Source organism: Massilia sp. 9I, from assembly GCF_902506415.1.
Classification (GTDB): domain Bacteria; phylum Pseudomonadota; class Gammaproteobacteria; order Burkholderiales; family Burkholderiaceae_D; genus Telluria.
On record NZ_LR733275.1, the window covers coordinates 117,500 to 141,430 of the forward strand.

Annotated in this window: 23 protein-coding genes; 9 read left to right on the top strand and 14 right to left on the bottom strand. The window is 67.4% G+C overall.

Features of this window, described 5'->3' with window-relative positions; translation table 11 throughout:
* The first annotated feature begins 380 nt into the window (after positions 1-380).
* From GV068_RS00555 to selD, 3 genes are all read left to right on the top strand, one after another.
* Positions 381-2,024 (top strand): DEAD/DEAH box helicase, encoded by a 1,644-nt coding sequence (locus GV068_RS00555; RefSeq protein ID WP_159695502.1) that lies wholly within the window; start codon positions 381-383, stop codon positions 2,022-2,024.
* A gap of 153 nt (positions 2,025-2,177) precedes the next feature.
* Positions 2,178-3,140: a selenoneine biosynthesis selenosugar synthase SenB gene (senB, locus tag GV068_RS00560; RefSeq protein ID WP_159695503.1), complete on the top strand. Its 963-nt coding sequence runs from the start codon at positions 2,178-2,180 to the stop codon at positions 3,138-3,140.
* 24 nt (positions 3,141-3,164) lie between these two features.
* Positions 3,165-4,220 carry a selenide, water dikinase SelD gene (gene selD, locus GV068_RS00565; RefSeq protein WP_159695504.1) on the top strand — a complete coding sequence of 352 codons (1,056 nt, stop codon included), beginning with the start codon at positions 3,165-3,167 and terminating at the stop codon, positions 4,218-4,220.
* Here the strand turns inward: selD and GV068_RS25320 are convergent.
* The 6 genes from GV068_RS25320 to egtD all read right to left on the bottom strand — a co-directional run bounded on the left by GV068_RS25320 (position 4,207) and on the right by egtD (position 9,408).
* Entirely contained in the window at positions 4,207-5,406 is a 1,200-nt protein-coding gene (locus tag GV068_RS25320) for a glycosyltransferase (protein WP_159695505.1), read from the bottom strand. The genes selD and GV068_RS25320 overlap by 14 nt on opposite strands.
* Positions 5,407-5,468: 62 nt before the next feature.
* The gene (locus GV068_RS00575) at positions 5,469-5,810 is read right to left on the bottom strand and encodes a hypothetical protein (RefSeq protein ID WP_159695506.1); all 342 of its coding nucleotides are present in this window, start codon (positions 5,808-5,810) and stop codon (positions 5,469-5,471) included.
* A gap of 168 nt (positions 5,811-5,978) precedes the next feature.
* On the bottom strand, positions 5,979-6,155 hold the full coding sequence (locus tag GV068_RS00580; RefSeq protein WP_159695507.1) for a hypothetical protein: 177 nt from the start codon (positions 6,153-6,155) through the stop codon (positions 5,979-5,981).
* A gap of 126 nt (positions 6,156-6,281) precedes the next feature.
* Complete coding sequence (locus GV068_RS00585) at positions 6,282-7,217, bottom strand: YihY/virulence factor BrkB family protein (RefSeq protein WP_159695508.1); 936 nt, start codon at positions 7,215-7,217, stop codon at positions 6,282-6,284.
* Positions 7,214-8,437 carry an ergothioneine biosynthesis protein EgtB gene (egtB, locus tag GV068_RS00590; RefSeq protein ID WP_159695509.1) on the bottom strand — a complete coding sequence of 408 codons (1,224 nt, stop codon included), beginning with the start codon at positions 8,435-8,437 and terminating at the stop codon, positions 7,214-7,216. The genes GV068_RS00585 and egtB overlap by 4 nt, the downstream gene beginning before the upstream one ends.
* Positions 8,437-9,408, bottom strand: coding sequence for an L-histidine N(alpha)-methyltransferase (gene egtD, locus GV068_RS00595; protein ID WP_229463561.1), 972 nt, complete (start codon positions 9,406-9,408; stop codon positions 8,437-8,439). Before egtD ends, egtB begins: the two co-directional genes overlap by 1 nt.
* A 205-nt stretch (positions 9,409-9,613) precedes the next feature.
* On the opposite strand from egtD, the gene GV068_RS00600 reads away from it, so the two are divergent.
* The 6 genes from GV068_RS00600 to GV068_RS00625 all read left to right on the top strand — a co-directional run bounded on the left by GV068_RS00600 (position 9,614) and on the right by GV068_RS00625 (position 14,070).
* Complete coding sequence (locus tag GV068_RS00600) at positions 9,614-10,504, top strand: putative selenate ABC transporter substrate-binding protein (protein ID WP_159695511.1); 891 nt, start codon at positions 9,614-9,616, stop codon at positions 10,502-10,504.
* A gap of 13 nt (positions 10,505-10,517) precedes the next feature.
* The gene (locus GV068_RS00605; protein WP_159695512.1) at positions 10,518-11,336 is read left to right on the top strand and encodes a phosphonate ABC transporter ATP-binding protein; all 819 of its coding nucleotides are present in this window, start codon (positions 10,518-10,520) and stop codon (positions 11,334-11,336) included.
* On the top strand, positions 11,336-12,160 hold the full coding sequence (locus tag GV068_RS00610) for an ABC transporter permease (protein WP_159695513.1): 825 nt from the start codon (positions 11,336-11,338) through the stop codon (positions 12,158-12,160). Before GV068_RS00605 ends, GV068_RS00610 begins: the two co-directional genes overlap by 1 nt.
* Positions 12,157-12,948 (top strand): phosphonate ABC transporter, permease protein PhnE, encoded by a 792-nt coding sequence (phnE, locus tag GV068_RS00615; protein ID WP_159695514.1) that lies wholly within the window; start codon positions 12,157-12,159, stop codon positions 12,946-12,948. The genes GV068_RS00610 and phnE overlap by 4 nt, the downstream gene beginning before the upstream one ends.
* Before the next feature lie 12 nt (positions 12,949-12,960).
* Positions 12,961-13,605: an ABC transporter ATP-binding protein gene (locus tag GV068_RS00620; RefSeq protein WP_159695515.1), complete on the top strand. Its 645-nt coding sequence runs from the start codon at positions 12,961-12,963 to the stop codon at positions 13,603-13,605.
* Positions 13,606-13,782: 177 nt separating this feature from the next.
* Positions 13,783-14,070 carry a hypothetical protein gene (locus tag GV068_RS00625; RefSeq protein ID WP_036211798.1) on the top strand — a complete coding sequence of 96 codons (288 nt, stop codon included), beginning with the start codon at positions 13,783-13,785 and terminating at the stop codon, positions 14,068-14,070.
* A 36-nt stretch (positions 14,071-14,106) separates the two neighbouring features.
* Here the strand turns inward: GV068_RS00625 and GV068_RS00630 are convergent, their stop codons facing one another.
* From GV068_RS00630 to GV068_RS00665, 8 genes are all read right to left on the bottom strand, one after another.
* Complete coding sequence (locus tag GV068_RS00630; RefSeq protein ID WP_159695516.1) at positions 14,107-14,583, bottom strand: hypothetical protein; 477 nt, start codon at positions 14,581-14,583, stop codon at positions 14,107-14,109.
* 76 nt (positions 14,584-14,659) lie between these two features.
* Positions 14,660-15,793, bottom strand: coding sequence for a two-component system response regulator (locus GV068_RS00635; RefSeq protein WP_159695517.1), 1,134 nt, complete (start codon positions 15,791-15,793; stop codon positions 14,660-14,662).
* On the bottom strand, positions 15,790-18,849 hold the full coding sequence (locus GV068_RS00640; protein ID WP_159695518.1) for a response regulator: 3,060 nt from the start codon (positions 18,847-18,849) through the stop codon (positions 15,790-15,792). The genes GV068_RS00635 and GV068_RS00640 overlap by 4 nt, the downstream gene beginning before the upstream one ends.
* A gap of 16 nt (positions 18,850-18,865) precedes the next feature.
* A complete protein-coding gene (locus GV068_RS00645) occupies positions 18,866-19,660 on the bottom strand; it encodes an ABC transporter substrate-binding protein (RefSeq protein WP_159695519.1) in 795 nt (264 codons plus the stop codon).
* Between the two features lie 80 nt (positions 19,661-19,740).
* Positions 19,741-20,739 (bottom strand): hypothetical protein, encoded by a 999-nt coding sequence (locus tag GV068_RS00650; RefSeq protein ID WP_201303222.1) that lies wholly within the window; start codon positions 20,737-20,739, stop codon positions 19,741-19,743.
* Between the two features lie 193 nt (positions 20,740-20,932).
* Complete coding sequence (locus GV068_RS00655; protein ID WP_159695520.1) at positions 20,933-21,325, bottom strand: hypothetical protein; 393 nt, start codon at positions 21,323-21,325, stop codon at positions 20,933-20,935.
* Positions 21,315-22,118: a DUF4349 domain-containing protein gene (locus GV068_RS00660; protein WP_159695521.1), complete on the bottom strand. Its 804-nt coding sequence runs from the start codon at positions 22,116-22,118 to the stop codon at positions 21,315-21,317. Before GV068_RS00660 ends, GV068_RS00655 begins: the two co-directional genes overlap by 11 nt.
* 56 nt (positions 22,119-22,174) lie before the next feature.
* Positions 22,175-23,911, bottom strand: coding sequence for a S41 family peptidase (locus tag GV068_RS00665; RefSeq protein WP_159695522.1), 1,737 nt, complete (start codon positions 23,909-23,911; stop codon positions 22,175-22,177).
* Positions 23,912-23,931 lie beyond the last annotated feature (20 nt).

The following is a 23,931-nucleotide window of genomic DNA, read 5'->3' on the forward strand; positions in this document are numbered from 1 at the left end:
CAATCTGATAAGGCCGCCTTAGGGTGGCCTTAAACCATCTTTGGCTCCGGCCGCATATCCGTGCGGCCGCGTGCAGACTTTCCTGTTCTGATGTATGATGTCGTTTGTGCGCTGCAATAAGCAGTCCGAACAGACAGGACGCAGCAGTTCACCGAAGCAGTACCACTAGCAGCATCGCAAGCCTTGGCGACAGTGATCGCCCTTTCAAAAAAGCCCTCCCGCCCTGCGTGTCAGCATCCAGACACCGTCCCGGCGCAAAGCTTTTGTGCCGAAATTTCTTTTCAGTTCTGAGTCATTTCGTAGTGTTGGTTCGCGTTGCTATTTTGCGCTCGTCATTTCGACACGCGCGATCATGATTTATTCCGAAAGTAAAAGTACACATGAGTTTTGAAGCACTAGGTTTACACGCGTCGCTCGTCAAGGCAGTTGCCGCCGCCGGTTACACCAAGCCGACCCCGGTGCAGGAGCAGGCGATCCCTGCCGGCATCGCCGGCCGCGACCTGCTGGTCTCCTCGCAGACCGGCTCGGGCAAGACCGCGGCCTTCATGCTGCCGTCGCTGCACAAGCTGGCCGGCGCCGAGCCGACCCAGGCAACCCGTACGCCTGCCCAGCAGGCGCAGTCGGCGCGCGCTCGTGGCGAACGCGTCCGCTTTACCCCGGCCCAGCCGAAGATGCTGGTCCTGACCCCGACCCGCGAGCTGGCCCTGCAGGTGACCACCGCGACCGAACAATACACGACCGACATGCGCCGTATCCGCGCCGTGTCGATCCTGGGCGGCATGCCTTACCCGAAGCAGATGCAGCTGCTGTCGAAGAACCCTGAAATCCTGGTGGCGACCCCGGGCCGCCTGATCGACCACATGGAGTCGGGCAAGATCAACTTCTCCGAGCTCGAGATCCTGGTGCTGGACGAAGCCGACCGCATGCTGGACATGGGTTTCATCGAAGACATCGAGAAGATCGTCGCCGCCACCCCGGCCACCCGCCAGACCATGCTGTTCTCGGCGACCCTGGACGGCGTGGTGGGCAATATGGCGCGCCGCATCACCAAGGATCCGCAGACGATCCAGATCATGAGCGCGACCAACCGCCACGAGAACATCGTGCAGAAGGTGCACTTCGTCGACGACCTGTCGCACAAGAACCGCCTGCTCGACCACCTGCTGCGCGACGAGTCGCTCGACCAGGCCGTGGTGTTCACCGCCACCAAGCGCGACGCCGACATGATCGCCGACCGCCTGAACATCGCCGGTTTCGCGGCCGCCGCCCTGCACGGCGACATGCACCAGGGCGCGCGCAACCGTACCCTGGACAGCATGCGCCGCGGCCAGGTGCGCGTGCTGGTGGCGACCGACGTTGCCGCCCGCGGTATCGACGTGCCGACCATCACCCACGTGGTGAACTACGATCTGCCGAAGTTCCCTGAGGACTACGTGCACCGCATCGGCCGTACCGGCCGTGCAGGCCGCAATGGTCTGGCGATCTCGCTGGTGAACCATGCCGAAGGCATGAACGTGAAGCGTATCGAGCGTTTCACCAAGCAGCTGATTCCAGTCGACGTGGTGGAAGGTTTCGAACCGAAGCGCGCCGCCCCGACCCGTTCGGCTAGCCGTCCGGGCTGGAAGCCGGGCGATGGCCGCAGCGCCAAGCCGGGCCAGCGCAGCTTCAGCAAGCCGGGCTATGGCGCCCCACGTGAAGGCGGCTATGGTGACCGCGCCCCGCGTGAAGGCAGCTACGCACGTCCTGCGGATACCCGCCCTGCCGAAAGCCGTTACGCCGACCGCGGCCCGCGCGAAGGCTACGCTCCGCGCGAAGGCGCACCGCGCACTAGCTACGGCGACCGTCCGCAGCGTGAAGGCGGCTACCGCAGCGCAGCCCCGCGTGAAGGCGCGCCAAGCGGTGCTCCGCGCGAAGGCGGCTACCGTGGCAACCGCCCGGAAGGCGCACGTCGTGAAGGCGGCTATGCCAAGTCGGCGCATCCGCGCTCGGCCGACGGCGCCCGACGCACTTTCGGCGATTACTGATCGCTAAGCTCCAATGAAAATGGCTGCTCTCGGGCAGCCATTTTTTTCGTCCGTACCACATAGTGATCCTGGCAGGGTTTGGCCAATTTGCGCGTCCGAGATACACATGCGGCGCAGCGTATAATCGCCCTCCCGTCTTCTGGAGTCCCAGCCGTGCGCAAGCACATCCTCATCGTCAGCCCCGCCAGCGAGCGTGATAACAACGGCAACTGGCAGACCGCGAGCCGCTGGATGCGCTGCCTGCGCGGCGCGCATGCAGTGGCGGTGGCAGGCGGCTGGACGCCGGCGGATCCCGCGCCTGACCTGCTGATTGCGCTGCACGCACGCCGCTCGGCGGCGGCGCTGGCGGCCTTCAGCACCTCCTTCCCGGAGCGGCCATCGGTGCTGGTCATGACCGGGACCGACCTGTATCGCGACATAGCGTCCGATCCGGATGCGCAGTCCTCGCTGCTTCACGCCACATCGCTGGTGCTGCTGCAACCGGCCGGCTTGGCGCTGCTGCCGGCACCACTGCGCGCCAAGGCGCGCGTGATCTTCCAGTCAGCCCCGAGCCTGCGTCCGCACATACACGCCGAGGCCGCGCGCTTTGCCGACATCTGCATGATCGGCCACCTGCGCGCGGAAAAGGACCCGCTGACCTTCATCCGCGCCGCCGGCCTGGTGACCCACCCGGCGGTGCGCCTGCTGCACATCGGCGGCGCGCTCGACCCCGCACTGGGCCAGGCTGCCGTCGACGCCCAGGCGGCCAATCCGCGCTACCGGTGGCTCGGCGCCCTGCCCCACGCGAAGGCGCGCCAGCGCCTCAAACGCTGCCGCGCAATGGTGATCGCATCAAGCATGGAAGGCGGCGCCAACGTGATCATCGAGGCCGTGACCAGCGGCGTGCCGGTGCTGGCTTCCGATATCAACGGCAACCGCGGCATGCTGGGCGAGGACTACGCCGGCTACTTCGCCCCGGGCGACGCCGCGGCCCTGGCGCGCCTGGTCGATCGCCTGCTGAACGACGCCCCCTTCGACGCTCTGCTGCGGCGCCAATGCGCGGCGCGCGCAGCCCTGTTCGCCCCGAACGCCGAGCAAGCGGCCCTGCGCGACTTGGTGGATAATCTGCTACTTTGATCCGCACCCCTAGGAAAGACATCGATGAGCACCCTGCCAGAACAACCCATCAAACTGACTTCGTTCTCGCACGGCGGCGGCTGCGGCTGCAAGATCGCGCCGGGCGTGCTGGCCGAAATCCTGAACAAATCCACCGGATTCCCGGTGCCGAAGGAACTGATGGTCGGCATCGAGACCGCCGACGACGCGGCCGTCTACAAGCTCAATGACGAGCAGGCCCTGATCGCCACCACCGACTTCTTCATGCCGATCGTCGACGATCCCTTCGACTTCGGCCGCATCGCCGCGACGAATGCGATCTCCGACGTGTACGCGATGGGCGGCACGCCGATCATGGCGCTGGCCCTGGTCGGCATGCCGGTCAACAAACTGCCGCTGGAGACCATCGGCCAGATCATCCGCGGCGGCGAATCGGTGTGCGCCGACGCCGGTATCCCGATCGCCGGCGGCCACACCATCGACTCGGTCGAGCCGATCTACGGCCTGGTGGTGATGGGACTGGTGCATCCGTCCAAGGTCAAGCGCAATGCCGACGCGCGCGCCGGCGACGTGCTGGTGCTGGGCAAGCCGCTGGGCGTGGGCGTGCTGTCGGCCGCGCTGAAGAAGGATGTGCTGGACGCCGACGGCTATGCCGCGATGATCGCCAACACCACCAAGCTGAACAAACCGGGCCGCCTGCTGGCCGAGATGCCTGGCGTGCATGCGCTGACCGACGTCACCGGCTTCGGCCTGCTCGGCCACCTGCTGGAACTGGCGCGCGGCGCCAAACTGGCGGCCACGCTCGAGATGGACAAGGTGCCGCTGCTGCCCGGCGTACTGCAGCTGGCGCAGGATGGCTTCTTCACCGGCGCATCAGGCCGCAACTGGGATGCCTACGGCAAGGACGTCGACCTGGGCGCCGCCATCACCCCGTCCCAGCGCGCGCTGCTGACCGACCCGCAGACTTCGGGCGGCCTCTTGGTGTCGTGCGATCCGGGCAGCGTCGAGGAGGTGCTGGCGCTGTTTGCGCGCGAAGGCTTCGGCGACGCCGCGGTGATCGGCCGCATGGAAGCAGGCGCGCCGCGCGTCAGCGTGGCCTGAGCATCGCCTCGAAACGGTCCGCCAGGTCTTCAAGCTGGCGCGCCGGATTGAAATCCGCATAACGCCGCGCGAAGGCCGCGGCCGCCGCGCGCCAGCCCGGCTCCTCCAGCACATTCGCCACCAGCGCGTCCCAGTTGCGCGGACGCGGCCGTCCCATCGCATTGATTCCCGCCCCCAGCTGCTCCACGCGGCGCGCCATCAGGAAGCTCTCCGCCGCATGCGGCAGCATCAGGAGCGGCCGTCCCGCCAGCAGCGCCTGCGCCACCAGCGCCTCGCCGGCATGGCTCACCACCATTTCGCATTGCGCCAGGGCCTCGGGCAGCGCCACCGGCGCCGGCGCGTAGGCGAGAAGCGGGCTATCCACCGGCTTCCGTGCGCCGGCCGCCACCTCGGGCATGTAGCACAGCACCCGGCAGCCGCGGCGCACCAGCGCCTGCAAGGCCTCGGTGGATTCCGGGATGCTGTGGCGCAGGTAGGCGAACACGCGCGCGCCCTCGCCTGCGGGCCAGTGCGCCCTGCCGCCAGCCGCCTGCGGCAGGTTCGGTCCCAGCCAGGGACCGCCGCCGCTGCGGCCGTAGTGGTCCAGTTCCGGCCAGGTGCACAGCAGCGGATGCTCCCCCAGCAGCAGTTCGGCGGCATGCGCGAGCGGCGTCGCGCCGTGCGCGGCCAGCACGCTGTTGGCGCTGGCGAGCAGACGGCTTTCGGTGGCTTGCAGGCGTGCAGTCGGCGGCGCCTCCCAGCCGCGCAGCGGCGGCAGCGGCGCATCAGCGGGCGGCATGCTGAAGCCGGGGCCGAGCGCAGCGGTGGGCAAGCCGAGGCTGCGCGCCGCCAGGATCGCGGTCGGCGCATAGTCGGCGATGATCAGATCCGGCCGGCCCTGGCGGAACAGCCCGCGCCAGCCTGCGCACAGCCCGGCGAGCGCTTCGGCATCCAGGTAGCCGCAGGCGAGCAGGATCTCGGCCAGGCTGGCCTGGTCAGGCGGCAGGCCGGCGGTACGGTGCAGCCAGACCGGCGCCTGCAGGGTCGCGATGTCGAGGTCCTTGAGCAGGCTGCGCGTCAGCACCAGGTCGCGCAGGACCAGGGTGACGGTGTGGCCGCGTGCGCGCAGCGGCTGCGCGATCGACTTGAGGCGGCCGGCATGTCCGAGCCCGCCGCCGAGTTCCCAGCAGAGGTAGAAGTGAGCCATGCCCGGCAGTGTAGCCGAAGGCTAGCATTGCCGGGCATGGGTTTGGGGCGATCGGCCCGGGTTCAGCGCAACACGCTGACAGCCTGGCCACGCAGCATCACGTCGACGCTTGGCGCATCCGCTGCGCCCTTGTGGCGTACCGCGATCGCGCCATCGAAGGTGCTGAATTGGCCGTCGCTCGTCCCGTGCAGCTGCTGGCGCGGACGCTTGTCCAGCTGCACGAAGACATCGACACCGTCGAAGTCGATCTGCAGTCGGCGGCCATCGCTCAGCTGGTAATCGCCCGCGATCTCGGACTTCTGCTGCGCGCTGGCGGGTTCAGGCTGGCCGGCCTGGGCGGACGGCGCAAGGACGGCGACAGCAAGGGCGATGGTGGCGATGATCGACGACTTGGGACGGCGCATAGTGGACTCCTCGTTGGCAAGAGATGAATGGCTGCACGATTGCGGCCATGTCTCACTCTAGCGTCGAGGGTGGCGGCGCAAGTTGCGCTCCGCCAATTCATATTTCCAAAAAGAACTACACTGCGCAAGCTTCCCGCTTTGCCCGAGCCGTCTTGCCCAGGGGGCGTATTAGTGTGGCTCGCCTGGTACGTCGGCTTCGAGGTCTTCTGCGCGCTCGCTCGCCATGCGGATAGGTTGAGGCCGCAGCGACAGCGCGACCGCGCTCAGGGCCAGCAGCAGCATCAGCACGAACACCAGCGCGACGGCGACCGGCAGGGGAAGGACGATGGCAACGACTTCGCTCATGGCAGTCTCCCAGAGAGTTGTTCCGCGCACCCGATTGACGGAGGCCAAGCTCAGGCGTGCAAGAACACACTGTGCCACTGCCTCACGTGGGGGAATTGACCAAGCGCAAGCGCACGATGCTCGCGCTCAGGCCGGTGGCTCTGTCTGCAATTCCTGTGGCGGGCGGTCCACCTGGCCATGCCCCACGCGTTCGTATTCGGCGATCACCTGGGCGCCGAGCAAGAGCAAGGTGGCGGCGATCTCGAGGCTGAACATCACCACGATCGCGGTGGTCATCGACCCGTACACGACGTTCACCTGCGACAGGGTCGAGAAGTACCAGACCAGCACGTGGCGTGCGATTTCCCACAGCAGCGCGGCGCTGATGCCGCCGACCAACGCATGCCATAGCGACAGGCGCCCGACCGGCATCACCAGGTAGATCGAGGTCAGCACCAGGATTTCGCCGAACAGGCCGAGCAGGTAGAGCAGCACGCCGGATACGCCGCCCAGCGACCATTCGTAGCCGAACAGCCACACGCTTTCCTGGCCCATCACTTCCAGCGTGCCGGCCACCAGGGTCACGATCATGACGCCCAGGCCCAGCGCCAGGATGTAGCAGTAAGGGAGCACGGCCGACACCAGGAAGTGGCGGCGCCGCACTGCCACGCGGTGGATGAAGATTACGCTCATCGCGTTTTCCAGCACCGTGAAGGCGAGCGAACTGAAAAACAGCATGGTCGCGCCCAGCAGCCAGGTGATCAGGTCGCGGTTCTCGAGGAAGTGTGCGACCTCCTCGACCAGCGGCCCCACCTGCCCCGGCACCAGCAGGCCAAGGTAGCGCTGCAGGGTCTCGAGCAGCTCGGCCTGGTCGATGAAGTGCGACAGCGCCACCACCACCAGCATCAGGAAGGGCACGATCGACAGCAGCGCGTAGTAGGCCACGGCGCCCGCGAGCAGCAAGCCCTGGTTGGCGCGGAATCCTTTCACCACCTGCAGGCTGAAGGCCAGCGGGTGCGCAAGGATCCAGGCATTGGCGCGCTGGTCCAGGAGGCGCTCGCGCCAGCTCCTGCGCCGGGTCATCGCGCCAGCCTGATCCCGGTGAACTGCCAGCGTGCTCCGGCCGGGAAGAAGTTACGGTAGCTGGCGCGCGCATGGCCATCCGGGGTGGCGCAGGACGAACCGCGCAGCACGTACTGGTTGACCATGAACTTGCCGTTGTACTCGCCGATGGCGCCGGCGGCCGGCGCGTAGCCGGGGTAAGGCGCGTAGCTGCTGGCGGTCCACTGCCAGCAGGCGCCGAACATCTGCAGCAGGCCATCGCCGTTGGCCGCTTCCGGATGCAGGGCCCCGCCGCCGAGCAAGGCCTGGCGCGCGGCGAATTCCCATTCCGCCTCGGTCGGCAGGCGCGCGCCGCACCAGCGCGCATAGGCGTCGGCCTCGTACATCGAGACGTGGGTGACTGGGCGCGCCGGGTCGAGCGGCTGCACGCCGTGCAGGGTGAATTCGTGCCAACCGTCGTCCTCTTCGATCCAGTACAGGGGTTGGGTGATCTCGCCCGCGCACACGCGGTCCCAGCCTTCGGCCAGCCACAGCGAAGGGTCGCGATAGCCGCCAGCCTCGATGAAGGTGCGGTATTCGCCGTTGGTGACCAGGCGCGAGGCCAGCCGGAATGGATCGAGGTAGGTGCGGTGGCGCGGCAGCTCGTTGTCGAAGCAGAAGCCGTTGCCGCCGTAGCCGATTTCGGCCAGGCCGCCGTCGAAGTCGATCCAGCCCAGCGGCGCCGCCGGCTCGCCCTCTTCCATCGGCTGCACGGTATAGGCCGGATACAGCGGGTTCTGCGCCAGCAGGTGTTTCAAATCGGTGAGCATCAGTTCCTGGTGCTGCTGCTCGTGCTGCAGGCCGAGTTCGACCAGGGCCGCAATGCCTGGTGCGGCGCCGCTTGCTAGCAGGTGCGCCACGCGCCGGTCGACGTCCAGGCGGTAGGCGCGTACCTCGTCCAGCGAAGGCCGGGTGAGCAGGCCGCGCTGGGCGCGCGGATGCTTGGCGCCGATGCCGTTGTAGTAGGAGTTGAACAGCACCCGGAAGGCCGGGTGGAAAGGCACGAATCCCGCTTCATGGGCTTCGAGGATGAAGGTCTCGAAGAACCAGGTGGTGTGCGCCAGGTGCCACTTGATCGGGCTGGCGTCCGGCATCGACTGCGCGCAGCAATCCTCGCTCGAGAGCGGCGCGGCGATCTCGAGCGAGCGCCCGCGCACCCTTTGGTACGCGTGCAGGATGTCTTCGCGCTGCCCGATGCCCATCAGTGAATCGCCTGTGCGTGGATCACCGCGAACCAGCGCTGCGGGTCGGTCCACACGCGCGTGGCCTCGAACCCGGAACGTTCCAGCAGGGCGATCGCATCGGCCTGCTGGTACTTGTAGCTGTTCTCGGTGTGGATGCAGTCGCCCGGCTCGAACACGCGCGCGCAGGCTTGCCCGCCGCAGTTCCAGTGCACTTCCTGGCGGCGCACCGCCTCCAGGTGCATCTCGACGCGGCCGCGCGCGGCATTGTAGAAGCCGTGGTGGCGCCAGGCGCGGATGTCGAAGTCGGCGCCGACCAGGTGGTTCACGTGGCGCAGCACGTTCAGGTTGAAGGCGGCGGTGACGCCGAGCGCGTCGTCGTAGGCGGCGTCCAGCGTGGCCTTGTCCTTGGCCAGGTCGACGCCGATCAGCACGCCGCCATCGTCCCCACACTGGGCGCGCAGGCGGCGCAGGAAGCCGTGCGCTTCGTCCGGCGTGAAGTTGCCGATCGAGGAGCCCGGGTAGAAGAACAGGCGGCGCGCGGCATGCACCTGCGGCGGCAGTTCGAAGCGGCTGGAAAAGTCCATGCCGAGCGCTTCCATGTCGATCTGCGGGAAGCGCTGGCGCAGGCGCTCGAGGGCGTCGCACAGGAACTCGGTCGAGATGTCGACCGCCACGTACTGGGCCGGCTGGAGCAGCGGGAACAGCGAGGCTGCTTTGGCGCAGTTGCCCGCGCCCAGGTCGACCAGGGTGCTCCCAAGGCCTGCCACGCGGGCGATCTCGGCCCCATGGCGCGCGAAGATGGCCGCCTCGGTCCGGGTTGGATAGTATTCCGGCAATTCGCAGATCGCTTCGAATAGTTTCGAACCGAGGGCGTCGTACAGGAACTTGGGCGAGATCCAGGCGTCGGGCGCGTTCAGCCCGGCGTGCAGCTCGTCCGCCACATGGGCGTTGGCCGCGCGCGGGCGGTCTTCCGTGCAGGAGATGTGCATAAGCGTTATCATTCGTGCCGCCGCGGCGCACCATGCGCCCCGGCATAGGATGTCAAACCTTGGATCGCGAACCCGAGTTGCAGTTTTGGCCATGATAGCGGAATTCCCCCATGCGCCGTTTCCGCCTGCCGTGCGGGCGTTACTACCCCGGTTCAGTTGTTTCCAACTATTAATAACGCAGTTAAAAACAAATAAGAAAGCCGCCATGACCTCGTTCTCGCCTTCGCGCATCCTGAAAACCATGTTCGCAGCCACCGCCACCGCCGGCCTGATGTTCGCGGCCGCCGGCGGCGCCTATGCCCAGAATACGCCGGGCGTGCTGCGCGTCTCGGCCATCCCGGACGAAGCGCCGACCGAACTGCAACGCAAGTTCAAGCCGCTGGGCGACTACCTGGCCAAGGCCACCGGCCTGAAGGTCGAGTTCACCCCGGTGACCGACTACGCGGCCTCGGTCGAAGGCCTGATCAACCGCAAGATCGACATGGTCTGGTTCGGCGGCTTCACCTTCGTGCAAGCCAACGTGCGCAGCAAGGGTCAGGTGACCCCGCTGGTGCAGCGCGCGGAAGACGAAAAATTCCGCTCGGTCTTCATCACCACCAACCCGTCGATCACCAAGCTCGAAGACCTGAAGGGCAAGACCCTGTCCTTCGGCTCGGAATCCTCGACCTCGGGCCACCTGATGCCGCGCTCCTTCCTGCTGGGCGCGAAGATCAACCCGGACACCGACCTGAAGCGCATCGCCTTCTCGGGCGCGCACGACGCCACCGTGGCCGCGGTCGCGGGCGGCAAGGTCGATGCCGGCGCACTGAACATCTCGGTGTGGGACAAGCTGGTGGAAGCCAAGAAGGTCGATCCGAAGGTCGTGCGCGTGTTCTACACCACCCCGGGCTACTACGACTACAACTGGACCGTGCGCAGCGACATGAACCCGGCGCTGCAGAAGAAGATCACCGACGCCTTCCTGGCGCTGGACGAGTCGACCCCGGAAGGCAAGCAGATCCTGGAACTGCAGCGCGCCACCAAGTTCATCCCGACCAAGACCTCGAACTACGGGGCGATCGAAGCGGCCGCCCGCAATGCCGGCCTGCTGAAGTAAGCACAGGGCTGCGATGACCTTCAAGCTCGAGAAACTGACGGTACGGCACCTGGCGGCGGCACAGCACGTGGCGCCCGCCCTGGTCGACCTCGACCTGGTCATCGCACCCGGCGAACAGCTGGCCCTGATCGGTCCTTCGGGCGCCGGCAAGACCACCCTGCTCGCCACCCTCGCCTGCGCCCACCGTCCGGCGCAGGGCCAATTTTCCATCTTCGGGAACGACCCGTGGACCTTGTCCCAGGCCGAGCGCCACCGCCTGCGTGCGCGCCTGTTCCTGGCGCCACAGACGCCGCCGCTGCCGCCGCGCCAGCGCGTGGTCACGGCGGTGCTGGCGGCGCGCCTGCCGCACATGAATCTGTGGCAGGCTTTTGCTTCGCTGGTGCGCCCGAGCGATCCGGACGCCGCGCACGCGGCCCTGGCGCGCTTCGGCCTGGGCGACAAGCTGTATGCGCGCGTGGACCGCCTGTCCGGCGGCGAGCGCCAGCGCTGCGGCCTGGCGCGCCTGTTGTTATCGCGTGCCGAAGCCTTGCTGGTGGACGAGCCGATCTCCGCGCTCGACCCGGCGCTGGCCCAGCACACCCTGGCGACGCTGCAGCAGGAAGCGGCCGAGCGCAAGGCCACCTTGGTCTGCAGCCTGCACCAGGTCGAGATGGCGCGCGCCCACTTCCCGCGCCTGGTCGGCCTGCGCGCCGGGCGCATCGTGTTCGACGCGCCGCGCGAGCAGGTCACGGACGCCATGATCGCCGCGCTCTACGAAAACGAGAGCGTGCAGCCGCACCCGCAGCATCCGCACGAAGCGCCCGAGCGCATCGCCGTGGGCGCCTGCTTCTGATGGCGGCGGCAAGGCATCCGGACCCGGCCTGGCGCGGCCGCGTCACCGCCACGTTCGTGTGCCTGTTGCTCCTGTGGCCGATGCTCACGGCCAGCGAATTCAAGCCCTGGATCCTGTTCGACCCGCAGAGCCTGGCGGCGGCCGGCGTGTTCCTGTCCGACTTCCTGCGTCCAGCCTATGGCGCCGAGTTCCTCGCGATGGTGCTGCGCGAGACCTGGCAGACCGTGGCCATCGCCACCGCCGGCTTGACGCTGGCGCTGCTGGGCGCGATTCCCGCCACCATGGTGATCACCGAACGCCTGTCGATCTCGCGCCTCGGCACGGGGCGCATGCGCTTTGGTGCGATGCTGTTGCGCCAGCTGCTGCGCTGGGTGCTGGTGCTGCTGCGCAGCGTGCCGGAACTGGTGTGGGCGCTGCTGTTCGTGCGCATCGTCGGCCTGGGCCCGACCGCCGGCGTGCTGGCGATCGCCCTGACCTATTGCGGCATGCTGGCCAAGGTGTATGCCGAGATCCTCGAGTCATCCGACGCCCACGCCACCGACGTCCTGCTGGCCAACGGCAGCGGGCGCCTGCCCGCCCTGCTGTACGGCGCCCTGCCCGAGTCGGCGGCCGAGCTGGTGTCCTATACCGTCTATCGCTGGGAGTGCGCGATCCGCGGCTCGGCGGTGATGGGTTTCGTCGGCGCCGGCGGCCTGGGCCAGCGCATGGAAGAATCGACCAAGATGATGGCGGGCGGCGAAGTGTCGACCATGCTGATCATGTTCGTGCTGCTGGTGGCGCTGGCTGACCTGGTCTCGAAACTGCTGCGCCGGAGGCTCGGATGAAGCCGCAGCTGCTGCCGCCCCCGCCGCGCGCGTTCGGCACCCTGGTGCTGCTCGCGCTCCTCGCCGCCCTGGTGGTGGCCAGCTTCGCCTCGCTTCCCTTGCAGTGGTCCGCTTTCTTCACGCCGGAAGCGCTGAGTTCGGCCGCGGAATTCCTGGCCGGCTTCTCTCCGCCCGAGACGAGTTCTCCTTTTCTCACCAAGACCCTGGGCGCGCTGTGGGAGACGCTGGCCATGTCGCTGGTCGGCACCCTGCTGGCCGTAATCGGCGGCCTGGTGCTGGCGCTGCCCGCGGCGGGGCGCCTGGGCCAGGCGCCGCGCGGCGCCGTCCGGGTGCTGCTGAACATCCTGCGCTCCATTCCCGAACTGGTGTGGGCGGCGCTGCTGCTGGTCGCGGCCGGCCTCGGTCCCTTCGCCGGCACCCTGGCGCTGGCCGCGCACACCAGCGGCGTGCTGGGACGCCTGTTTGCCGACGCCCTCGAGAACGTCGAGCCGCTGCCGGAAACCAGCCTGCGCACCAACGGCGCCGCGCCGCTCGCCGCCTTCCTGTACGCTACCCTGCCGCAGGCCCTGCCGCAGATGCTGTCCTACACCCTGTACCGCTGGGAGAACAACATCCGCGCCGCCGCGGTGCTGGGCGTCGTCGGCGCCGGCGGCCTGGGCCAGATGCTGAAGTACCACCTGTCGCTGTTCCAGATGCAGAGCGCCGCCACCGTGGTGATCGCGATGCTGCTGCTGGTGGCGGCGGTGGATGCGGCCAGTTTCGCGCTGCGCCGCGCACTCACACGCTAATCAAGGGAATCCATGCTCGTACTCGACCAGCTGAGCAAGTCGTATGGCGGCCGCACCGTGCTGTCGCAGCTGTCGCACAGCTTCCGCGCCGGCGAGTTCGTGGCGATCATGGGCGAGTCCGGCGTCGGCAAGTCGACCCTGCTGAACATCATCGCCGGCCTGGATGCGCCCGACACCGGGCAGGTGATCGTGGACGGCACGCCGATGTCCGCGCTGGACGACGATGCCGCCACCCGCCTGCGCCGCACCCGCATGGGCTTCATCTTCCAGGCCTTTCACGTGCTGCCGCACCTCACCCTGCGCCAAAACGTGGCGCTGCCGCTGCTGCTCAATCGCGAATCCAGCGCCCGCGCCGACGAGATGCTGGCAGCCGTCGGCCTGGATGGGCGTGGCGGCGACTTCCCGCGCCAGCTCTCCGGCGGCGAGCTGCAGCGCGTCGCGATCGCACGCGCGCTGGTGCATCGCCCCGCCCTGCTGCTGGCGGATGAGCCGACCGGCAACCTCGATCCCGAAACCGCCGAGAGCATCCTCGCCCTCTTGCGGCGCGAGACCCGCGCCAGCGGCGCCGGCGCCATCATGGTAACCCACTCCCACGCCGCGGCCGCCATGGCCGACCAAGTGCTGCTCCTGACTCGTTCCGGATTGAAATTAGCGTAAATTCCGCGAGGAAAGAACGATTTACGGATTGTTACGCTCAATTCGTAAATCGTGCGTGGCGCAATCGTAGTAATATCACAACGACCCGCCACCAAAACCTCGTCAGAACAGGCAGGGCGTATTTCCAGAACAAGTCGATCTGTCCCGAATCCATGTTTACAAATTCGGAGAAGCAACATGAGCGTACGACAGAAAAAACAGGAAATGCTCGCCGCGATGCACCGGGCCCGTGCCCTGGAACCGTCGAGCTTCGTGCCCAACAAACTGCTCGACACCCTGATCGAGCGCATGCAACTCAAGAATGATGCGGAGCTGTGCCGCGTGCTCGAGGTGCAGCCGCCGATCATCAGCAAGATCCGCCACCGCAAGCTGAACGTCGGCGCCACGATCCTGCTGCGCATGCACGAAAAATCGAACATCCCGATCCGCGAACTGAAGGAGCTGACCAGCGCCTCGATCCATTAGCGCCGTCGGCCATACGCGGCGCCGGCGCAGGACGCGCTAGGGCGCGGCGGGAGGCCGGCCGGTCTTGAGCTGGGGCAGCGCCGCCAGCACCGACTTGAGGGTAGCGATGTCGACCTGGCCCAGCAGGGCCACGCCGATGCGCAGCAGTTCGCTTTTCTTGACGTCGATGCCGGCGCGCAGGCAGGCCTGCTTGACGTCGGCAAGCACGGCGTATTCCTGCTCGGGCATGGTGAAGCTGTCACGCACCAGCACCGGGCGCGCGGCCGCGCCCGTGTCGCGCGGCGGGGCGGCCGGCGCCTTGCGCGCGGAGCGCTTCACTGCGGGCGCAGCCAGCGATCTGGCGGCCGTCTTGACTGCGGTCTTGACGCTCGTTCTGGCCGGCGCCCTAGCAGGCTGCGGCCGTGCGGCCTTGAGCGCCGGTTTTGCCGCGGACTTCGCGGCCTTTGCGGGCATGGCTTTCGCGCGTGCGGCTCCCTTTGCTGCCGCCGTGACGGCAGCCGACTTCCTGGGCATTACAGACTCCATTGTTCAACGAACTAAACAATATAGTCGATATGCGCCACGAGTGCCAATACGCAGATCAAGGGAACTACGCGTTCTCTTCCTCGTCGGCGAACTCCTGCGCGATGCGCGCGAATTCTTCCTGCAGCGCGAAGAAGGCGTCGAGCACGTCCGGGTCGAAGTGGGTGCCGCGGCCCTGGCGCATGATCTCGAGCGACTGGTCGTGCGTGAACGGCGGCTTGTACACGCGGCGCGAAATCAGCGCGTCGTACACGTCGGCCACCGCCATCAGGCGCGCCGAGACCGGGATCTCGTCGCCGCTCAGGCTTTCCGGATAGCCGCTGCCGTCCCACTTCTCCTGGTGCGAATGGGCGATCTCGCGCGCGAACATCAGGAAGCTGTTGGAGCCGCCCAGGTGCTTCTCGGCCAGCATGATGGTGTCGCGTCCGTAGGCCGCGTGCAGCTTCATGACCTCGAATTCCTCGGGGTCGAGCTTGCCCTGCTTCTGCAGGATGTAGTCGGGAATCGCGACCTTGCCGATGTCGTGCAGCGGCGCCGACTTGTACATCAGCTCGATGTTCTCGTCGGTCAGGCTGGCGGCGAAGCGCGGGTGGCTGCGCAGCCTCATCGCCAGCATGCGCATGTATTGCTGGGTGCGGCGCAGGTGGTTGGCGCTCTTCGCATACACCTTCCCGTCGCGCATCTCGGCCATCGAGGCCATCGCCAGGATCAGCGCTTCCTGCATCAGGAGCAGCTGGGCGGTGCGCTGCTGGACCATACGCTCGAGGTTCTGGTTGTGCTCCTGCAGGAGCTTCCTCGCCGCGCGCAGGGTCAGGTGGGTCGAAACGCGCGCGAACAGGATCGGCGGGCTGATGGGTTTGCCGAGGTAATCCACCGCGCCCACCGACAGGCCCATGGCCTCGTCCTCGATCTGGTTCTTCGCGGTCAGGAAGATCACCGGGATCTCGGCGGTGGCCGGATTGGCCTTGAGCTGGCGGCAGGTCTCGTAGCCGTCCATCCCCGGCATCATCACGTCGAGCAGGATCAGGTCCAGGTCCGGCGTGGCGGCCGCGACCTGCAGCGCGGTGCTGCCGTTGGTGGCCACCTTGGTGTGATACTTGTCCTTCAACAGGCGCGACAGCAGCATGATGTTGTCCGGCGTGTCGTCGACGATCAGGATCGTCGGCCGATACTGCTGCTTGTCCTTCAGGGCTGCACTCATATGTGTTCCGCAATGGAGGAAGAAGCGCCGTTGGCCTGGGCCAGCACGAGGCGTGCTTCTTCGAATTCGTAACGCGACAGGTGCGCCTCGAGGCGCGCCAGCGCGCCCGGGCCGAGCAGACGGCCCAGCGGAGCGCGCACGGTGTCGAAATAATCGGTGGCTTCGCCCGAGAACTCGGCCAGCAGGCTTTCCAGCTGGGCCACGGCCTGGGCCGCGTCATGCGCGTCGGGCTGGCCGCTTGGCGCCGGCGCGGCGGCCGGCACTTCCGGGGCGTTGGCGAAATAGGTGTCGAGCGAATCCATCAGGTCGGCCAGCGCCCGTTCGAGCGAGCCGACGCTGCGCTCGAGGGCCGCCAGGTCCGTCGCGGCCTGCCCCGGCGCGGCGCGGGCCGCTTCTTCTTCGATCTCCTGGGCCAGCGACATGACTTCGCGCGCGCCGATGTTGCCGGCCACGCCCCGCAGCGAGTGCGCGCGGCTGGCGACGTCGCGCAGGCGCCCGCCATCGAGGTCGCTGCGGATGCTGCAGCCGGCGTCGCGCTGCGATGCGCGGAAGCGGTCCAGCAGCTCGACATAGAGCCCGCTGTTGCCGCCAACGTTGCGCAGGCCGAAGGCGGAGTCGATCCCCGCCAGTCCCGGCAGCGGCGCCAGGTCCGGCGCCGGCAGCGCGGCGCGTGCCGGCATCGCCTTGCCCATCCAGCGCGCCAGGGTGGCGTACAGCTTCTCGGGATCGACCGGCTTGGTAATGTAGTCCTGCATGCCTTCGTTCAGGCAGCGTTCGCGGATCTCGGACAGCGCATGCGCCGTCATCGCGATGATCGGCAGCTCGTCGAAGCGCGGGTCCTTGCGCAGCGCCACCGTGGCTTCGTGGCCGTCGAGCTGCGGCATCTCGAGGTCCATCAGCACCAGGCGGTAACCGTCCGGGCCGGCAGCCGCGAGTTTCTCGAGGGCCTGCTGGCCGGTCGAGGCGACGTCCACGTCCACGCCCTGCGCTTCCAGCAGCTCGCGCGCGATCTGCTGATTGACCAGATTGTCTTCCACCACCAGCACGCGCGCGCCATGCTGGGCCGTGCGCACGACGCCCGCGCCGGCCACGCCGCTCGGGGCGGCGCTGAACAGGCCGGCCAGCGTATTCGACAGGGCCGACTGCACGAAGGGCTTGAACAGGAAGCCGTTGACGCCCGCTTCTTCGGCGCTGGCCTGCACGTCCTCGCGCCCGAAAGCGGTCACCAGCACGGTCAGCGGCGGCGCGCACAGGTCCTTGTTGGCGGTGATGCGGCGCACCAGCTCGATGCCGTCCATGCGCGGCATGGTGCAGTCGGTCAGCACCAGGCGGTAGGGCATGCCAGCGGCATCGGCCGCAATGATCGCGCCTTCGGCGTGGCGCGCGTCGGACGCGCATTCGACCCGCAGCGGCAGCGCCGCCAGGGCCTCGCGCAGGATCGCGCGCGCCAGCGCGCTGTCGTCCACCACCAGCACCCGCGCGCCGGTCAGCTCGGACGGCGCCACCAGGGTCGATTCGGGTTCGCCCGACAGTGCGAAGTCGAGGTCGAAGTGGAAGGTCGAGCCGGCGCCGGGCGCGCTGTCGACCGCAATGCGTCCGCCCATCAGGCCCACCAGCTGCTGCGAAATCGACAGGCCCAGGCCGGTGCCGCCGTATTCGCGCGTGGTCGAACCGTTGGCCTGGCTGAAGGCGCGGAACAGCTTGGCCTGCTGCTCTTCGCCGATGCCGATGCCGGTGTCGCGCACCGCGAAGCGCAGCTTGACGCGGCCCGGCTCGGCGCCCTTCAGCGGAATGCAGGAGAGCTGCAGCTCGCCCGCCGGCGTGAACTTGACGGCGTTGTTGACCAGGTTGATCAGCACCTGCCCCAGGCGCAGCGGGTCGCCCACGAGTTTGCGCGGCACCGCGTGCGGTACGTGGAACAGGTATTCCAGGCGCTTGTCGGCGGCGCGCTGGCTGGTCACGCTGGCCACGTTGCCGAGCACTTCATCGAGGCAGAACGGCACCTGCTCGACATCGAGCTTGCCGGCCTCGATCTTGGAAAAGTCGAGGATGTCGTTGATGATCCCGAGCAGCGACAGCGCCGCGCGGTGGATCTTGCCGACGTAGTCCTGCTGCTTGGGATTGAGGTCGGTGCGCAGCGCCAGGTAGGCCATGCCGATGATCGCGCTCATCGGGGTACGGATCTCGTGGCTCATATTGGCCAGGAACTCGGACTTGGCCACGTTGGCCGCCTCGGCGCGCAGGTTCGACTGCGTCAGTTCCTCGGTGCGGGCAGCGATCTTCTGTTCCAGGTCTTCGTTCAATTCGCGCAGCTGCTGCTCGATACGGCTTTTCTCGCGCAGCAGGCCATTGGTGACCTGCTCGGCCTGGCGCAGCCGGTTCAGGGTGTCGCGGAAACTGCGCACCGCGGACGACAGGCGCCCGACCTGGTCGCGCCGCCCGATGCCGGACAGGCGGATGTCGGTCTCGCCGCGCGCCAGCTTTTCGAGCGCGTCCTGGATGTCGGCGAAAGGCTGCGACATGCGGCGCCCGACCAGGAACACGCAGCCAACGATGGCCAGCGTGAGCAGGATATTGGCGGCGGCCGTGTGCACGATCTGGTTGCGCAGGTCCTGGTCGATCTGCTCGCGCGAGAAGGCCAGTTCGATCACGCCGACCGAATAAGTGCGGGTGCCGTCGTTGTGGGTGATGCGGCGGCGCAGGCGCAGGTCGGCCTGGGCGTCGTCGCGGTTGCCGAGCGCCGCGATCAGGCTGCCGTCGGGCGCCAGCACGCGCAGCGTCTGCACCTCGGGGGTCGCGCCGAGCGCCTCCACCACCGAGTTGACGGCGCCGCTGTTGATGTCGAACAGCGGACGCGCCAGCGCCTGCTCCAGCACCTTGGCCTGGCGTTCGATGCGCTCCTGCAGCCGCGCGTCGGCATCCAGCCGCAGCGTATGCAGGGTATAGGTGGTAAACACGCCGGTCGACAGCGCGACCGCGAGCACGATGCCGGCGCCGAGCCGGAACACGATGTTCTGGCGCCAGTTCTCGACCAGGCGGCGCGGCATCACGCGCATACGGCCCCGCCGGCGGTTAATGGGCGGCTCCAGAGCGGCCTCCGATCGCTTGCTGCTCGCGCTTGCGGTAGGCCGGGCTGTTGCGCACCGCCTCAACCGCATCCCACAGGCGTGCGGCAAGCTGCGGCTGGCTTGCGACCAGGGCGCTCGACAGCACCAGGAAGTAGGGTTTCTCAACCAGCGGCACCGGCAGCAGCTCGAGCCGCTTGCCGTAGGGTCCGCGCATCAGGCGCTGGGCGTCACCCCCGCCGAGCGCGGCGCCGGCCAGGCGGCCTGCGATCAGCTTCTGTGCCAGTTCGTCCGAGCGCTGGCTGCCGTCATCGGTCTGCACGCCCTGGGCGCGCAGAAAGTCGCCGACCGAATAGCCAAGCTGGAAGCCGATGCGCCCGTCGAGGTTGCGGAAAGACTTGCCGTCCCAGTCCAGGCGGCTGCCGCGCCGGCGCGCCAGCACATAGGTATCGACGTGCATGCGTTTGGAGGCGTCGGCGCGCGGCTCGGGTTCGGTCCCGGCCACGCCGGGGTAGGCGCCGAGCGCCATGCGGTCGCGGTTGAAGCTGACGGCAAAGGCGCCGCCGACCTGGTTGGCCTTGAGCTGTTCCAGGCAGCGCTTCCAGGGCATGCTCTGGAAGTCGAACACCACTCCGGTGCGCTTGGCGACCTCGGACAGCAGTTCGAAGTTCAGGCCGCCGCCGTCGAGCGTCCGCCACGGGCGTACTTCCTGGCGCTCGAAGCACAGGGTGACGTGCTCACCCGGCGCGGCCTGGGCCGCCGCGCAACAGGCGGCCAACGCGAACAAGAGAAAGCGGCGCATGGAAAACAGTGGCAAACATGGTTGAACGAACAATGGAAGTATGCCACCAGATGTTTCCAAACAACAGTAAAAACAGGTGTTTAGCGTGGAAAACGACATTCCTCGCCAAGGCGACGGCCCAGCGGGGGGAGCGGCGCCGCGGCCAGGGCGGCGCGCCGGTGCAGGTCCCACAGCGCGCCCACGCGCAGCCCGGCATGGACCGGGGCCACCTCGCGCAAGCCGCACTCCTCGACCAGCGCCGTGAGCAGGGCCAGTCCGCCCGCCAGGTGCGGGGCGCGCGCCGCCGCCGGCCAGGCCAGGCGCACCCGCGCGACGTGGCCGGCCTCCAGGAAACGCTCGCGCAGCGCGGCCAGGCAGGCCCGTGTCAGGCGCCCTCCTTCGATCCCGTCCTCATGCGCGATCTCGCTCAGGGCGCGCACGGTGCCGCAGGCGCCATGGGCCAGCGCCCAGCCGCGCCCGGCCAGCACGGAGTCCGCGAAGCGGCTGCGCCCCGAGCGCACCGCGGCGTCGAAGCCGGCGGCATCGATCCGGCCATCGGCGAAGAAGCTCAGGCTCTGGCGCGCCGCGCCGACGGGGAAGGATTCGACCCGCTCGACGGTGGCGCCGCGGCCCAGCACCAGCTCGGTCGAGGCGGCGCCAATGTCGACCACGAGGCGCGGTGCATCGGGGGGCGCGTCGGCGCCATCCAGGGTGCTGGCCACGCCCAGGTAGACCAGGCGCCCGGTCTCGCCGCCCGCGACCAGTTCGATCGGGCGGCGCAGCGCGCGTTCGGCGGCCGGAAGGAAGACTGGCGCATTGCGCGCCATGCGCAGCGCGGCCGTCTCCACGACCCGTACCGCCTGGGGGCGCCAGGCGTCCAGGGTATCGGCGAACTCGCGCAGGCAGCTGAGTGCGCGCCGCATTGCCGCTTCGCACAGGCTGCCGTCGTCCTCGAAGGAAGCGGCCAGCGCGACCCGTTCGCTCAGGGTCGCTTCCAGCACCAGTTCGCCGTGGTCGATGCGGCCGACGTGCAGGCGGAAGCTGTCGGAGCCGAGTTCGACGGCGGCGTAGCGTGGGGTATCGGGAGAGTCGGGAATCATGGGTGATCCTGCAGCGGGGTTGCGGCAGGATACGTCCGGGATGTGACGGGAATGTGACGTGCGGACCTGGGCGTGACACAAACGATTTCTGGAATTTATTGGGACTGTCACCGTCTCTTCTTAAGGAAGGCTTCTCGAAACAGAACAAATATCAAGGTCCAAAACGCCCATTGAATGAGGATACTGAGTGCTATCACGCGCGCCCGCGCCAAGCGGCGAGACCCGCGCGAACGACCCAGGCCATGACTAACCAGAACAGCCAGTTACCAAGGGCGCGTGGACCATCCAGCCGGTCCAGACCCAGCAACATGCCGATCAGATCAGCCGAACCTCCCGGCGAGAGACCGTGACCGTCGACGATATAAGCCACTGGCCAGCCTGCGGCAGCGGCCAGGCAACCTGTCTGACAGTCTTCGGAACCGGGAACGATGTCGATCACTCGTGCGGGCACCCAGCTCGACACAAGGCTCAACGACAGCGAGATCAAGAGCAAGGCAACAGCGGGTTTTAAGCTTGGCCACATAGCGGTCTGATTGATGCGTTGACGGACGTTCTTCTTGCACGGCGCCGCCGCTTCAGGGTTCATCGGGCCCGTTCGCAGCCTTGCGGCGACCTTTGCGCACCTTTCGCCACACGACATATGCAAGGGTACCGGCCAATACGAACGGAATCGTCGATGCCACGAAGGTGATCAGCATCGCCACGCCCTGCAGCAAGTCGCCTCCGAAATCTTCTGCAGCCTGCCTGACCTTGTCGCCCTGCCTCGCCTTCACACGTTCGTGCAGGTCTACCGTCAGCAGTTCGGTATCCACTCTCCTGCGTAGCTGCGCCTGGGAGTTCGCTGCGCTGTCGATCTGGCTTTGCACCTCGGCGAGCTCGCGATGCAGCTTGATCAGTGCCTCTGCGTCGAGTGCGCGCTGGCGGGCCAGGGTCTGGAGCTGGTCGCGGTATCCGGTCAGCATTGCCATCTTGCGCTCACCGTTCTCGATCGGCTCGGCCAGGTCCTGGCCTTTGCTCGACTGCTCCACCACCGTGCCACGCCCATCCAATGCGCTCAGGACCTTGTTGACGCCATCGGGACTGACACGCATCCGGATGGTGGCGCCCGCCTCGTCACCGGCGCGAATGCTCGCTTCCAGCAAGGTGCAAGCACGTTCGGGCAGCGCCGCACAGGCATGCTGAACGGCTTCGGACACCTGCCGTGTCTGCCCTGAGGGGAGTTCCAGCGCGATCGCATGTTCGTAGGCAATCCAGGCGGCGCGCTTGTGGTCGACGCGTACTTCAGCCAGTGCGGGCGCGTTCGCTGGCGCTACGTTCTGCCTGCCGGAACAGCCGGCGAGCACGATTGACAAGACCAGCAGGAACACCCATCGGCGCATCGCATCTCTCCAAACGACTGTGGCGGATATCGGTCCTGACGGCCCGACGCAATTTTTCAATCGGAGCGGCGTATTTCGGCGATTGCGGCGTCCAGCACTTCGTCCCGGCCCGCGCGGATACCGGCAATCGTCGGCTTGACTTCGATGTCGGGAACGATGCCGATGCGCTGCGTGGGCCGCTTGTCGGGGTAGAACACCCCGGTACCGCTGAGCAGGGAGCGCAGACCACCGGGCAAGGGAATCCAGGTTCCGTCGCCATCGGCGCCTGCCGTGGTACTGCCGATCACCTTGGCCCGAGGTCCGACACGCAGCGCCATCGCCGTATATTCGGAACGGCTTTGCGACATTTCGTCGACCAACACCATGACCTTGCCTGAGTAACCGGTGGGATGCAGCGGCAGCTCGACTTCAGGCATCCATTTGAACGCGCCGGGGTTGACCGGATCTGCGTGGGTGAAACGGGCGAATCTGGTCGGCTTGTCGATGAAGTACGGCCCGAGGATCCAAGGCACGAAGTCCGATGGGTAATTCCGGATATCGATGACCAGGCCTTTCGTCTTGGCGGCGCGTTCCATGTAGCCCGCAAGGTCGTCGCGCTTGATGGACGACAGCTTGATATAGGCGATGTCGTCGCCGATGAGCTGGAAGGTGTCGCCCGGCCGGTCGTGCGTGATGCGCTTGTTGCCGGACCGGACCCGGGGAACGACCATTTCCTTGAGCTCGCCGTCCCGCCGCACCGTGAGCGTCGATGGGCCGCAAGACCCCTTGGTCATCCCGGCGCCGATGTCGCGCAGCCGCGCCGCCTCGTTGGAAGCCGCGTAGAACGGGCGCCAGGAGTCGATCAGCCTGGTGACCGGCACCCCGTCCATGGATTCGATGAGGTCGCCGCGTTGCAGTCCGCTTGCGGCCCCGGCCTCTTCGTCCCCGTACGCGAGGACCGCCGCACGTCCCTCGATGAAGCGAAGCAGCACGGGAAGCCTGCACGTGCCAACCGGCGGTTGCACATGGAGCGAGCTCCACAGGTTGGTATGCGTATCGTTGACCCGCGCCATGAGCGCGAGCATCGCCCGCTCATAGCCGGCACGATCCTTTGCCAGCGCCACCGGCGCGATCGATTGGCGCAGCACTTTGTTCCAGTCCTCGCCGACCTGGTCGCGGTAGGGCGACCAGTACTCCACGATATTCCAGAAGCGGAACAGGGAGAGCAGCTGATATCCGGCATCCGGGAAAGCGATGCCCTTGTATTCGGCCTCGCTGTCGAACACCGGCTTGCCGAGCTGCGGATGGATGGCGACGTAGTGCTGGGTCGGGGCGCCGCTGCGCTGCCGATAAATCCTGTTCAAATCGTTTCGCAGCGCACCGCTCAACAGACGTGTGTCGTTCAGCCAGCCGAGGCTCGGGAGCGACTGGTAATCCTGCTGGTTCAGGCTCGCACAAGGATTGCAGTCCGCAACCGGGCCGAGCCTGGCGATCCAGCGCTGCAGGACGGCATCAGCGCCCCCACGGTCCTTTGCCGCAAGCAGCTCCGGCAGCACCCTGAACAGTTCGAAGTCCCACTGATGCTGGCCGCTCCGCACCGCCGGGTGATGATATTTCAGGAATCCCCATACCTTGGCGGCGATGGCGAGGTTCTCGACCTGGATGGGACTCAGCGCCTGGAGGCTGATGTGGGAACCAGCATCGAAGCCGAGTTTCGCGTCGACGGCGGGAGCGGCGACCTGGGCCTGGGCCTGAGCCACCCCGGCGGTCAGCATGCAAAGTACCAGAGCGCTGCGAATGACGTGTTTCAGCATGCGGCCACCTTTCGTTCCGA